Source organism: Pseudovibrio denitrificans JCM 12308 (genome assembly GCF_001310815.1).
Lineage (GTDB): Bacteria > Pseudomonadota > Alphaproteobacteria > Rhizobiales > Stappiaceae > Pseudovibrio > Pseudovibrio denitrificans.
This window is the reverse complement of sequence record NZ_BAZK01000033.1, coordinates 34,875-49,573: the sequence shown is the minus strand read 5'-3', so window position 1 is coordinate 49,573 and position 14,699 is coordinate 34,875. Positions and strand designations below refer to the sequence as shown.

The 14,699-nt window shown below is 50.6% G+C and carries 5 protein-coding genes and 1 pseudogene; all 6 read right to left on the bottom strand.

Annotated features, from left to right (window positions below; genetic code table 11):
* Window positions 1-4,417: non-ribosomal peptide synthetase (locus tag JCM12308_RS25640; protein WP_054785555.1), on the bottom strand; the 4,417-nt coding region annotated here is incomplete at its 3' end.
* Entirely contained in the window at window positions 4,414-7,521 is a 3,108-nt protein-coding gene (locus JCM12308_RS25635; protein ID WP_083417478.1) for a type I polyketide synthase, read from the bottom strand. The genes JCM12308_RS25640 and JCM12308_RS25635, both read right to left, overlap by 4 nt.
* A gap of 13 nt (window positions 7,522-7,534) precedes the next feature.
* The gene (locus tag JCM12308_RS31960) at window positions 7,535-11,059 is read right to left on the bottom strand and encodes a non-ribosomal peptide synthetase (protein ID WP_373282420.1); all 3,525 of its coding nucleotides are present in this window, start codon (window positions 11,057-11,059) and stop codon (window positions 7,535-7,537) included.
* 243 nt (window positions 11,060-11,302) lie between these two features.
* A pseudogene (locus JCM12308_RS25625) lies at window positions 11,303-13,281 on the bottom strand (AMP-binding protein); the annotation flags it as partial.
* On the bottom strand, window positions 13,278-14,426 hold the full coding sequence (locus JCM12308_RS25620; protein WP_054785552.1) for an acyl-CoA dehydrogenase family protein: 1,149 nt from the start codon (window positions 14,424-14,426) through the stop codon (window positions 13,278-13,280). The gene JCM12308_RS25620 and the pseudogene JCM12308_RS25625, both read right to left, overlap by 4 nt.
* Window positions 14,413-14,682 (bottom strand): acyl carrier protein, encoded by a 270-nt coding sequence (locus JCM12308_RS25615; RefSeq protein ID WP_014285868.1) that lies wholly within the window; start codon window positions 14,680-14,682, stop codon window positions 14,413-14,415. Before JCM12308_RS25615 ends, JCM12308_RS25620 begins: the two co-directional genes overlap by 14 nt.
* Window positions 14,683-14,699 lie beyond the last annotated feature (17 nt).

Sequence of the window (14,699 nt, the reverse complement as noted above, 5' to 3'; positions counted from 1 at the left end):
AGACAGTCTCAATACCCAATGCAGATATCGCCGCATTCGTGTCTTGTTTCGGCTGGTCAAGCAAACTGGTGAACACAACGGGCAGAGGGGCTCTGAGCCGCCCTGCACGGATGAGTTTCTCCGTGACGCGCACACCAGACAGGGCTGCATGGTCAAGGGCCTCCCAGAGCCTGTCTTGAATTTGTAAAGCCGCCGATCTGACACTGGTAACTGTCTTCAAATCTACCGGAAGCAAAAGGATGTCGGTGAAATCACCGATCAGTGTATCTGCCCCTTTGACTCGCGGCCGATTGAACACAGTGAGATTTAGTGCAAACTCAGGCGTGCGGCTCCACCTTCCCAGAACATGCGAGAAGGCCGACAGCAGGAGACTGGTTGCACTTACACCTATACGTTGAGCAGAGCTGCGAAGGGCAGCCCAGTTTTTTCCATTGAGGCAGTGACTTCGACGACGAAACGTGGTGCTTTGAAGAGCCAATTGGTCATCGCGTGTAGGCAACTCTGGACCTGCCGGGAAGGTCGCAATAGAGGCATCCCACCAACACTCCGCAGCAGCTAGATCTTGCTTCTTGACAGCGTGTTGTGAAGCCAGCACATGATCTTTAAAAGAAAATGGTAGTGGCGTCAGCTTCACATCTTGCTCTTCGTAAAGCAGTATCAATTCCTCGGCGATAATGCTCAAACTCGCAGCATCAGCGATCAAAAGATCTATCCCGAAATGCAATCGCACCATGCCATCAGGCAACACCGTCGCTTCCAGTGAGAAAAGAGGCCAAGTATCAATCGTCTCGCATCCCCGCCGCAAACGGGCACGCTTGTGCTGCAGCTTTTCTTCTCGCACTTCGACTAGTGTGGAGCTCAGATCTTCAACTGGAATAGGGTAATGCGAAACATCCGACAAAATCCGTTGTTGACCGTCTTGGGTGACGATTGCCCGCAACATATCCTGACGCTTGATCAACCTGTTCCAAGCATTTTCTAGCCGTTTGAGATCCACCGACCGGCTCTCAAACTCCTGATAAACAAACGAGGAAACTTTAGCTCCATTGGCACCAAGCTGACGCCCAGACCAGTATGCACGCTGAACATCGGTGAGCGGAAAATCGATATCCGGCTGACTTACATGACGTAAAGAACCAAAATCCGTATGCTCTATTTGGATCTGGGCTAAGTCACCAGCTGCTTGGCCTTCATCGATATGTGATGCCAAAGACGCAATAGTTGGGTTCCTGAGTAGATCCTTGAGAAGAACTTTCACTCCCAATGCTGCGCGCACTTGGACAAGATACTCGACTGCCAAAAGAGAGTGCCCACCAATGGCAAAAAAATCCGCATGCCGATCAAGGGTCTTTAATGAAAGCAAGTGCTGCAAAATCGCAGCAAGGGACAGTTCAGTTCCAGTTTCTGGTGCTTGCGTTGTGGTCGCAACATTTGCTGAAGCAAGTTCTTGTCCATCCAGCGCGGCTCGGTCGATTTTGCCAGCTGAGTTCTTAGGGAATGCTTCGACAAATCTCCAACGCGCCGGGCGCATGTAATCGGGCAGATGCTCAGTCGTATATTGGACCAGACGAGGATGAAGATCGGCTGTGTCCGTGCCGATTACGGGTTCGATAAAGGCAGTCAATCGGACATTGCCACACTCTACCTCTTGCGGCCTTATAACAGCAAACGACACTTCAGGATGCGCGATCAGGCTGGTTTCAATATCCCCTAGCTCAACCCGATGCCCGCGGATCTTAAGTTGATTGTCCTGGCGTCCCTTAAATACAATGTTGCCATCCCATGTCAGGCACACCCGATCACCGGTTTTATACCACCTAGCGGCTGGTTCACCGCAACTCACAAACTGTTTGTCTGTCAGGTCTGGGCGATCTTTATAGCCTGCTGCAAGCCCGGCTCCTCCAATCCAAAGCTCTCCAGTCACTCCAATAGGTACTTGTCGTCCCAGATCATCGATGATGCGAATACTCGTATTATCGATGGGCGCACCAATTGAGATACTCGTGTCAGACGGTTCTACTTTGCAGCACAACGACCAAATTGTTGTTTCAGTCGGGCCATACATGTTCCAGCATTCGGCACCTGTGCTCGTCAGCGCCTGCGCCAAAGACAATGGCAATGGTTCTCCACCGACCAAGATACGCAGTGTACTGTCAGCACGCCATCCGCTTGTTACCAACATTTGCCAAAGAGACGGCGTTGCTTGCATCACCGTTGGGCGGCATTGCTCAATAAATGCCCGTAGCTCAAAAACATCGCTAACAATATCCTGAGGAGCCATTTCGACGCATGCACCAACACATAACGGCAATAGGAACTCCAAAAGGGAAATATCAAAGCTTGGGGTCGTGACGGACAAAAGGCGGTCCTTTGACGTCAATCCTGGTTGATGAGCCATTGAAGACAGGAAGTTAGCAAGGTTGCCATGGCGTATGCAGACGCCTTTAGGCGTTCCAGTGCTGCCAGACGTAAAGATTACGTAAGCCGTATCTGAGGCGCTCGGCAGTTCATCCACTTCAGCTGTTTCAACCGTGCCCGAGGTCAACTCGTGTGGATCAGCGACATTGAACGATGCATGCGCATTGCGGCTGACAATCAGCGATGGCTTAGCAAGGTTCAAAACAATGTCTGTGCGCTCCGGCAAGTTATACGGGTCAAGGGGCAAATAGACCGCACCCAACCGCCAGATGCCAAGCATTGCTGCGATCAATAATGGTTCGCGGTCCAGTTCCACAGCAACAAGATCGCCAGTGCCGATACCGCGCCTCCGCAGATTTTCTGCAAACCGCCGACTTGCCTCATCAAGGTCGCAGTAACTCCAGGTCTCATGTGGAGATGCAATCGCCACGTCCGTTGAAAATTGACGAACAGAGTCCTCAAATCGTGCAAGAACCAAATCAGCATCACTGCGGGGTGCGGTGGTCTTGTTCAATCTTGTAAGGAGAGCTTGGGTCTTGTCTTCGATAGGGGTTGAGACAGCTTCTAAAGTTACGTCCGACGCATGCGCAATCTGCTTGAGCATTTCCAGGAAGGTGTCGAAGTAAAGTTCGATTAGATACGTAGAATATCGTGTTACATCAAACTCAGCCGTTACCTCATACCCTCCCCCCGATGGTATTAACTCGAGGGTCAGGTCGAACTTGCAACTACCATTGTGAAGGTCAATCATCTCCCAATCTTGGTCGGCAATCCGAAACTTACTCTGCTTTGCCGTCGCATGAGAAATCAAGAAAGTCTGAAACGGCACATTGCCGTCAAGTTGTCCGTCAACAACTAGCTTCTCCCGAAGAATCTCCATCGGAAGCGACTTGAACGTGTCAGAGTTATGGATGCTCTTTGCCGCTTGACCAAGAGCATCTGCAAAAGTCTCAGCTTCTGCCAAATCCACATCCAAAAGCGTGGTGGTTGCAAAAAAACCTACTGTTTCCTCAACTTCTGGACGCAAGCGACCAGTGGCTGGTGACCCCACGATAATCCTGTCCTGCCCGGTGAAGGCACGCAGTGTGAGAGCGTGTGCTGCAAGAAAAACGGCGTGCATGCCCGTCTTCGCACTTCGGCTTGTTGCCTCAATCTTTTGCGTCAGACTTGGATCGATTAGACGCCGAAGACGTCGCCCTTTCTGCGTGGTTATTGATCCCGTAGGTGCGGGTTGATCTGGGGGCAACATGGATTGCACAGGTGCGCTATGGAAAGCCTCTGCACAGTTAGTAGCAAAGGTCGAGGCGCGCATTCCATCAGACCAGCTACGCTGCCAGTTCGCGAAATCAACAAGGCTAGCCCGCTCCGCCTTTATAGGCTCCAGAGCTTGTCCGCGGACCAGCGCATCATATGACGTCATCGCTTGTCGAAACAGGATTGCCAATGATAGGCCATCAGCGATCACATGATGGATCCTTAGTAAAAGCAGCTGATCTGGTCCATCATTCGTTAGCAAGTCAATCCTGAACAGCGGAGCTTCGGCCAACGGAATTGGCTTGCTTGCGATACCAACTGCCGCATTTTCTAACAAACTGAACTGGTCACCAGACAAGTTATGAACTGTGAGCGGCACACCAATGTGGGGGCGAATACGCTGCGTTAGTGTTTCTTTTTCAAGATCAATTTGTATACGTAGACTCGAATGACACTGAATCAGATTTTCAAAAACCTGGATAAGCACGTCGACATCCAACATGCCCGAAATTCGGAAGCCCTGGTAGAGAACATAGTCACAAGCATCTGGGTCAAGCTGATCAAGTATCGCAAGGCGCTCTTGCTCAAATGACAGCTGCACTTCTTCGTCTTGATGTAGACGGGCTATTGGAAGCGATGCAAGAGAGCCACCTTCTTCCAGCAACTTCAAAAAGAAAGCCTTGCGCTTATCCTTAGGCAACGCGACCAAGCGATCCGCGACAGACAGAGGAGGAGATGTCGTCATTTTGCCACCTCCTCTGGCTGCTGTGCGTGTTCCAGCAGCTCAGAACTAACTTCAAAGTCTGTAAGCAGGCTCTCAACAAGAGAAGTACTCCCTGCCTTGCCGCGTTTCTCAAGTTCAGCAGTCAGATCTGCAATATTTGGCGCTGTGAAGAATGTCTGGGTATCAAGCGAGATGCCATGCAACTCCGCAAGGCGTGCTATCATCATCGACGCCATCAGAGAATGGCCGCCAAGTTCAAAGAAATCATCGGTGCGACCAATCCCGGAGATCCCTAGAAGATCCTCGAAGATTTCACTGATTTTCGCTTCTAGTTCGGACGCCACAGGCTCAAAAGTTGTTGAGAGTGACTTAGGTCTTGGGCTCTTTGCAGCAGACATTAACAATGTGGTAGAGGCAGCAGCCTGATCTGTATCCCAATCAGTGGACTCGCCATCGTGCCCACATTGCTCTTCTTCACTTGCGATCCAATATCGATGCTTGTCAAAACTGTAACCAGGTAGTGAGACACGCCCACATTTCTGATTTTTGAAAACAACCTCCCAACTCAGATCATACCCCATGGTCCACAATTGGATCATTGCCGTCATATTGTGATCCAAAGCAGACTGTAGTTCTGTGATTTGCGGGAGCGATGTAATGGGAGCGATTGTCGTACCCGCACAAAGCACTCCCATCGAAGACAATGCGTTACCCGGTCCTACCTCCAGCATGTTACAGTTCAGATCTTCCAAAGCTGCCATCAACGCTTTTTGGAACAAAACAGGCTTAAGCACCTGCGCACTCCAGTAGGTGAGATCTGTTAGCTCTTCGGACCGAGCCAGCCGACCAAGCGCCGTTGAATAAATCGGATAAACTGGCGGATGGAGCGTCTGCCCCTCCATTGCGTCTCGCAACTGTGTTGCAGCACCTATCATTGATGCTGAGTGGAAGGCATGAGAGGTTTTGAGCCTGCTATGACGGATACCTAGTTGATCCAGTTTTTGCTCAAAATCGGTAATCACTTCAGAAGGACCAGCAACAACACAAAGCCCAGGAGCGTTTTCGGCTGCAAGCTCAACGTTCTCAATAAGCTTATCCTGGATCTGGCTGGCATCCGCCCGGATGGAAAGCATCGCACCCGATGGTGCAGTTGCCATCGCGTTCGCACGAACAATAACCAGACGTGCAGCAGTCTCCAAAGACATAACATTTGCCACGACCGCCGCTACCCACTCACCCAATGAATGGCCAATCAATGCACCGGGTGTTATGCCACGCGCTAACCATGCCATCGCAAGTGCATACTCCACAGCGAACAACGCGGGTTGGGTCAGGTGAGTTTGCGCAAGCTGATCTCCACTAAATCTCACATCTTCATCACCATAAAGCCCATTCCTCAAATCCGGCCCCTCGGCGGCGGCTATGGCTTCAGCTGCACTGTTAAATGCATCGCGGTAGTCAGCATCATGCTTATAAAGATCTGCACCCATTGCCGGATACTGACTCCCCTGCCCCGTGAACAAAAAGGCTAAGGGGCTGACCAGTCCCGGTTGACCAAGGTAAATCTCGTTTCTGTCTCCAGTCAGGAACTTGTTGCCAGCCTCCTGGATGGAGCGGGCTACGACTGCTGCACGCCAGGGCATCGCCTTACGGCCAACAGCCAGAGTAAAAGCTGCATCTTGAGGCAGAAGTTGAGCAGAATCTCGTCTTGAAAGAGCTTTGCCTTGAAGATCGATCTGCCTGGCCAACGCGGTTTCACTGCGCGCTGACAAGATATAGGGAAGCGCTAGCTGCCTGGCTTCGCACTTAGACCGCTCTGGCGCTTGTTCCAATACAACATGGGCATTTGTGCCCCCCATACCCAACGAAGTCACGCCAGCCCGACGCACACCACTATCCGGTACCCATGGGGTAAGTTCCTGTACAACTTTAAAAGGAGAGCTTTCGAAGTTACATGCAGGGTTTGGTGTCGCATAGTTCACTGAAGCAGGAATTTCTCCATGCTTTATACTCAATGAGGCTTTGATCAACCCTGTCACGCCAGCAGCAGTATCCAGATGGCCAATGTTGGACTTCACAGAGCCTAGCCAACAAAATGATGTCTTATCGGTTGTCTTGCGAAAGGCGTTTGTTAGAGCGGAGACCTCAATGGGGTCTCCCATGCGTGTACCCGTTCCGTGGGCTTCGACATAAGACAGCTCATCCGCTGTCCAACCTGCCATTGCATGCGCACGCGCAATAACTCGAGCCTGTGCGTCGACACTCGGTGCAGTATAGCTGACTTTCTGGGAACCATCATTGTTGACGGCGAAGCCGCGAATTACTGATATAATGGAGTCATTGTCACGGATTGCGTCATCTAGTCGTTTCAACACAACAAGACCAAGACCCGTACCAGGTACGAAACCAGAGCTGGCCGCATCAAACGCTCGACAATGACCATCGTGAGATGTGATGCCGCCTTCTTGTGCCAGATATCCGCTGTGAATTGGTGGTCCGAGCGTCACACCACCGGCAAGTGCCAAATCACATTGCCATGTAAGCAGACTTTGGGCAGCACTGCACACTGCCACGAGCGAAGTCGACGAAGACGTTTGAATGGTGATGGCCGGCCCAGTCAGATTTAGATGATAGGCGATCTGGGTGGTCATACTATCTTTATCATTACCGATTGCGGCCTGAAGACTTCCCGAAGAGAAAACCTTCTTGAAAGTTGGCAACACATTGAGCATCAAATAAGAATCTAAGCTTTTCCCAGCGAACACACCGATGTCGCCCTGGTACGAAGTGGGATCGTAACCAGCGTCCTCCATCGCATTCCAAGCACATTGCAACATGAGACGGTGCTGTGGATCGGTTAACTCAGCTTCCCGAGGAGAAATAGAGAAGAATGGCGCATCGAACCGATCAATGTCAGAGACTGCGCCCTTGCGACGTAGGTAATCCGGACGTCGTACGATCTCAGGTGAGACGCCTGATGCAATCACTTCTTCCTCTGTAAACTCGGATATACACTCCCGCCCAGATCTAATGTTTTCCCATAGTTGCGCTGTCGTATCGGCTTTCGGAAATCGTCCAGCCATCCCAATTACAGCGACACCAAGATCATTAGTTTGCGTAGTCATGTCAGTTTTCCCTCTAGGCGTTTACCGCTGGCTTCCATCGGTTGGGGGCAAATGCAGATTTCCTCACGATCGCACTGTCGGGAGCATGCTCATGTGTTGGCTCGATTGTGCTGGAGGTATCGAGCAGCTTGGCTTGCGACTGAATTGTTGGGTTTGAAAAAAGCTCGACTAACTCAATCTTCGTTGCAAACTCACGTGCGATTTGGTGCTGTAGGTCTGTGAGCAGTAGTGAGTTGCCACCCAGTTCGAAGAAATTGGCATCAGCAGCAGGCTGAACACCGCCTAATAGGTCTTCCCAAATGGTAGCTAACTTCTTTTCGACATCCGTTCGGGGCGGACAGAGCTCCTGCCTGGCCATCGATTGAACTGTTGCTTGTGCAGTTGGCAACTGCGCCTCATCAACTTTGCCATTCAATGACAGCGGCAAATCTTTGAGAAAGACAAAAGCAGCTGGGGCCATATGGGCCGGAAGTTTAGCAGAAACAAAAGCCCGCAAATCACTATCAGCAACTGTCACTTGTGTTTTGGTCGTGTAGAAGGCCGACAACACTTGTGCGTCTCTTGCACCACCTTGTACTTCGTGTAAGACGAGATGGGCTCTCTCGATTTCCGGATGCCCCATCAACACCGTTTCAATGTCGCCGAGTTCAACTCGATGGCCACGAATTTGGACCTGCCGATCCACACGGTCCAGATAATCCAAACACCCGTCCGGTCTCATCCGGACACGATCTCCAGTGCGCAGGAAAACTTGATCTGAGGTTTGAGGGAGTGCCACAAAGGCTTTGTCCGTTTGCTCCTCCCGCAAATATCCTGCTGCAAGACCTTGCCCGGAAAGATACAGTTCGCCATTAACGCCAATTGGCGCTTTGGTTCCGTTCTCAGTGAGCAAAATCGCATCGGTCTCTGACACCGTCATGCCAATCGGCAAAGGACCCACGGTGTTGTTGTCGGCCGCTGTCACTTCGTAGAAGGTCGAACAAATCGTCGCTTCAGTCAGACCATAGCCGTTCACCACCCTTGCATGGTTGATTAGATTGTCGACCTGACTGAAATTCAGTGCTTCACCACCACTTAACAACCAACGCACGCTTTCAAAACGAGTATCGTCTTTGGTAACGGCCTTGTTGAGGCGGTCCAGGAGCCCTGGAACTGTACTCAGTATGGTAACGTGATCCTGCTTTATGGCATTGAGTGTTGCGTCTATGTCGAGAGCTGTCATCTGATCGACAAGCAAGAGCTGTCCGCCCCCGATGAGGATTGGCAACACTTCTCCCAAATAACTTGCAGAGCCAACCGAGGTAACCGGAAGCAGAACATCCTGATTTGTGATGTCATAACTTTCCAGAAAGGACTCCACCAAGATCGCAAGTCCTTGATGTGTCAGCCGAACACCCTTGGGCCGACCCGTACTACCAGACGTAAACAAGATCACTGCATCGCTTGAGATTGGAACCTCAAAGCTTGGGTCTTCATCATCGGATGACACTCGCAAGTCCTGAGCCTGAAGAGGTTCCACCTCAATCAAAGTTTGACCTTCAAGGACGGGACTTGTCTTACCGTAGAACTCGGCGCTTGCTGAATCGAGTAGCAAAACAAGCGGCTCGCACTCATTCAACACGTGCGCCAACCGATCAGCTGGAGATTTGGGATCAACCGGGACCCAGACGGCCCCGATACAAAAAGTTGCCAGCTGTGCCACAATTGCTGGGAGGCCGGACTCCATCACACTAGCGACGCGCGACCCCGGGACCACGCCACAATCAGCAAGCTTACTGGTAAAACGGTACACTGCCGACAAAAGCGATTTACCACTAACCTCGTCACCCTTGTCTTTAATACAAATCGCGTCTCCCTTTTCAGAAAGAGCAGATTTGAGTAAGGGCCAAAGCGAGGAGTGGGCGGGTTTGGTCAAACAACGTGCATTTAATCGTTCATAAGCCTCAAAATCTTGCGCGCACATGATTGAAAGATCTGCACATTCAACCGTCTCGTCTTTTGCAATCGCCTCAAGGAGACAACGGTACCGCGCAGCAAAGCGTTCGATTGTTTCTCGATCAAAAAGCTCGTCATCGTACTCAAAAGTACCTTGCAGACCATCGCCTGTTTCATGAAGACTGATCGACAAATCTAAAAGAGAAATACCTGTATCATTCAACAGGACGTCAGCCTCTAGTGCGTCTCTTTTCAGATCCGGCACCGGCAAACTGTCAAGCTGGAAAGACGTCTGATAGATTGGAAAGGCAGACCCCTGTCGCCGGGGTTTGACTGTCTTGACAATATCTTCAAACCCTATCGAACCATTTCGAATGAGATTCAGGCTTTCACTCTTGATCTTTTCCAGCAACTGGGAAAATGAAAGCGAAATATCAATGTCTAAGCGAAGGGGAAGGCTGTTTACAAAAAGCCCGAATGTTCGTTCATAAGCTGCCTCAAATCGCCCAGCCATAGGGATGCCAATAATGATATCGGCCTGGCTTGTATGCTTATTCAAAAAGAGGGCATACGCCGCCAAAAGAACATTATAAAAGCTAACGCGATTACGTGCTGCGACACCTTTCAGGGTTTTTGTTGTTTCTAATGGCAGTGAAAAATCAACGAATGAGCCAGTCCGGGCAGAAAGCGATGGCCGGCGCCGGTCAAAAGGTAAGCTCAGAACTGGCAGATCCCCTGAGAGTTTTTTCAACCAGAAATCAAGCTGTCGGTCATATTTTTCGGAAGATGCAAACTCTGCTAACTGGGACACATGATCAATGTATGTTTTGCCCGGCATTTCGGTCGGGGTGTCATAATAAAACCCGAGCAAATCATCAATCAGAACCGCCTTAGACCAACCGTCACAAAGGATGTGATCCAGATCAATCTGTAGCAAGTATTCATCCTGCGCTAGCTTAACCAAGACAAATCGAACCAAAGGTCGCTCTATGTCATAGCGCCCCGTCGCAAATGGAAGTGGTGTGCCTGCCTTGTAGCCTGCTGGCAGCGTACTAAGACACTCAAGTTTGGGCAAAAAAGCATTTGTAACTTGAACAGAGCGATCAGAAGAAATACCTGAGCGCAGCTGCCCATGGCGGGCAACGGTCAGTTCCACTGCTTTGGACAACTGGTCCACGTCCAAAATGCCCTTCAGCTTGAGCATTATCGGAGAGGTGAACAGGCTACGATCAGGGTGCAGTTGTTGTGCAACCCACATTGCATTCTGCCCATTTGTCAGAGGGATAGCTTCTTGAGCCTGTATAGCCTTCCCACCAACATCACTTGCTTTACGAAGGTCCACTGTCACGCCCTGAACGCTTTTAGCTTGAGCTAAAAGTGCCTTGCGATCCAACTTCCCATTTTTGGACAGTGGCATTGCATCTAACAAGAGCAGCCTGCTTGGGATCATATACTCAGGTAGCGCATTCAAGAGGTTCAGCTGCACGTCATCAATATCAACTTCACCATCACCAACAATTGACGCGAAGATGTTTTGTGACATGGGGTTATCCGTGTCAGCGTAAACACATGCTGACGTAACACCCCGGCTTTGCAAAATCACATGCTCGATCTCACCAAGCTCAACACGCAATCCACGTAGCTTGATCTGGAAGTCATTACGACCGATATAGTGATAGTTACCAGTTTTGCTGTCTTTCGTGACTAAGTCACCTGTGCGATAGGCGCGTAGACCATTTAATGCTGGGACATTTACGAAGGCTGCATTTGTCAGTTCTTCTGCATTCAAATATCCTCGCGCCAAACCAACACCAGAAATTAGCAACTCCCCTTCACCGTCTATGGGTTTAAGAGCCTCATCGACAATGTGCAGTTCGATTCCTGTAATCGGTTTACCAATTGGAACATCGGACAGGACCTGGCCGCGTACGCAATTGAAATAGGTCACGTCTATTGCCGCTTCAGTAGGGCCGTATAGATTAACCAGCGCAATACTTGGTTGGTTCTGTGTCAGCGTATGGAACCGTTGAACCGCTTCGACCAAGAGCTTCTCGCCACTTGTAAAAATGAACCGAAGCTTGGAAAGCTCTTCGGGACGTCCTTTGATCTCCTCATAGGTCAGAAACAGCTCAAATACTGATGGCACGAAGTGAATAATAGTAACGTTATGGGTGCGAATACTACGAGAGATTGCCCTCGGATCATGCTCTTTCCCGGATGGCAGCAGAGCAACACTCGCACCTCCATAGCCCACCAAAGCAACTCCCAAAGCGAGACATCAAACGTCGTAACAGTCTTCTGGAGTATCGTGTCAGCGGGACCTATTGGATAAGCTTCTTGCATCCAGTCAAGGCGATTGCTGAGCGCCGCGTGTTCTGTACAAACACCCTTTGCCCGCCCGGTAGAACCCGAGGTGTAAATTATGTACGCCAAGTCTTCTGGCTGTGGTTCGGGCAGCTCACCACTTACGACCGGAGCGCTCCAATCGTAGACATCCATTGCGAGGCTGAACCCATCAAACGATACATCTAAGCGATCGGTCGTGTCTGTGATTAGCCCAACGGCACCACTATCGCGCAATATGGTCTGCACACGGTCAGCAGGGTGATGGGCATTGATTGGTAAGTAAGCCCCGCCTGCGCGCAAAATCGCAAATATAGCAACAATCATATCAGAGCTGCGCGGCATTGAAACGGCCATTGGCGTGTCTTTGCCAACGCCGAGGCTTCTCAGTTTATGAGCTAGATGGCTGGATTTCTTATCCAACTCACAGTACGTCAGATTGCCCGTTTCACAACGAACAGCCACAGCATCTGGATATGAGCGAAACGAGCGCTCCACTGCACTCATAATGGTTTTTTCGGGCGTCTCAGTCTTTGGCGGATTACCAAACTCTGCCAGTTTTAGCTTGTCCGATTGGTCATCATGAGCCAGAACTACACCTGGATAGTTCGTCTCCAAAAGCAGATTTTTCAAAACGCTTTGTGGACCAACTTCGGCGACGCAGGAAATGCCCTCATCTTTGATCCGCTCAATACAATCCCGCCATAATACAGTATGATCAAGCTGCCGTGCTAGAGCATCCTTAATGGCATCAGGCGTCTCAACTTTGTTCGCGGTCGCACTGGAAATCACGGAGATCTGCGGTGAATGCCACGTTACCTTTTCTAATGCGCTGCGTAACTCTGCAACGTAAGGTGTCATAAGACTACTATGGTAAGGTGCACCGCCATACAGTGGTACAACCTCGGCACTACCATCAGAAGCTAAGAGAGACTGCTCAGCCAGCAACACTGCCTTGGCTTCGCCCGTCACCATAAATTGCGTGTCACTATTGATGCATGCAAGGCTCACCAGGGCATCTGTTTGCGCACGCACCTCTTCAAGCGTTTTGCGAACTGTCTCCAGATCCGTATTCTTAAAAATCGTTGTTGCAGAGACCGTAGCCGCTTGAGCTTTTGCTGCAATTTCTGCGCGTCTAGCGACCACTTTGACACTATCAGCAAAAGACATCGCTCCGGCACAAGTAAGTGCCGAGTACTCACCTAAACTGTGACCAAGCATAACTGTTGGCTTGCATTCATATTCCAGGATGGCTGCCTTGAAGTGAGCAACATTTGTGACGTGCAAAGCTGGGAACAGAAATTTAGTTTTGCTAAGCTTCGTCAACCCGCCCTTAGTACAAAGATCGGTCAAGTCCCATCCGAGAACATCTGACGCTTCAACAAACAGCTCCTTGATCAAGTCATGGTTCTTGATCAAGCGCGATGCCATTGCCGGATACTGTGATCCGGAACCGGGGAATATGAATGCAAGATGTGTCATGCTGCGGCCCGTTCAACATTCGTTGCGATGTATGCCAACGCGATCTGAATTTCATGGATTTGCGTCGTGCCTTCGATAATCTCCATCGCCTTTGCATCGCGAAAGTAACGCTCGGCATGATTGACGGCGTGGCACCCAGAGGCTCCCAACAACTGAACCGCGTTATTGCTGGCCAGACGAGCAGCTTGGGAGGCCGCATATTTCGCGATCATAATCGCTTGCACCATGTCTGGTGAGGCCATATCGCGAGCTTCAGCAGCGCGATTGACCAGCTCTTGCGCAGACATTACCGCGACCAAGGTCTCCGAGAGCATCTTTTGAACCAGCTGATGCCGGTAAAGTGGTTTGCCCGCCTGCTGGCGTGAGATACACCGCTCAGTCATCACTTCCAGAGCAGCGTCAGCCAGGCCCAGGCATCCGCAAGCCGTTGTAAAGCGTCCCTCATGCAGGCCAAACGTCGCTGATAATGCCAATCCTTGAGTTTCGCTGCCTAAAAGATAATGAGCAGGCACTCGACATTGATCAAACGTTACCGTGCCAAGCATATTGGCCCTCAGACCAATCATCCCGCGGATCGGTTCCACACTCAGACCTGGCGTCGAGCGATCAACCAAAATGACCTGGGTGTGGTTGTCACGCGTGCGACCAAGGACGACAAAGAAATCTGCGATTTGGGCCAAAGTGATCCACGTCTTGACGCCATTGATCACATAGTCATCGCCATCGCGTGTGATGGTGGTTTCCACATGGCTCAAGTTGCTGCCGATATTGGGCTCGGTCATCGCAAAACCGCCGATCAACTCGCCTTTAGCCAGTGCCTTAACGTAGTCACGTATCAGATCGGACTTGGCAAAACGCTCCACCGCAGCTGCAACCATGCCGGTCACCGTCACGAGATTCTCCAAAGAACCATGCGCGCGTGCCACTTCCTTATGCAGCACCATCAGGTGATCAGAGGGTAGAGCCTGCCCGCCATTCTTCTTCTTGATCGACGCTCCCAAAAATCCTTGATTGGCCATCGCTTGAATTAGCGAACGGTCGATTTGCTCGGCTTCGTCGATCTTATTCACTTCTGGCAAAAGCGTCTTTTCGACAAAGGCACGTACGTTGGCCTGGAACTGAGTAAGATTGTCAGGAGGCTGCATGTTCCAACTCCCGATTTTCTGCCACTAAATGTGTTGAGATCAGTTCGGAGATTTTGGCAATTGTGCTGATATCTTCTGGTTTGATGTCATCCAGTTCGAGTTCGATCCCGAACTTACCTTCGATGAACAAGATCATCTGAACGGTGAACAACGAGTGCGCTAATCCCAGTTCGAATATGTTCGTGTTGTCTTCAATCGCGGCACCATTGGTCGCACGAGACAGGAATTCGCGGATCTGTGCTCTAATGTTTTCCATGAGAGTATCTCCGAGGC

Excerpts from the sequence above, each read along its gene's own strand:
- JCM12308_RS25635 (WP_083417478.1), bottom strand. The coding sequence starts at position 7,521 with ATGACTACGCAAACTAATGATCTTGGTGTCGCTGTAATTGGGATGGCT.
- JCM12308_RS25620 (WP_054785552.1), bottom strand. The coding sequence starts at position 14,426 with ATGCAGCCTCCTGACAATCTTACTCAGTTCCAGGCCAACGTACGTGCC.
- JCM12308_RS25615 (WP_014285868.1), bottom strand. The coding sequence starts at position 14,682 with ATGGAAAACATTAGAGCACAGATCCGCGAATTCCTGTCTCGTGCGACC.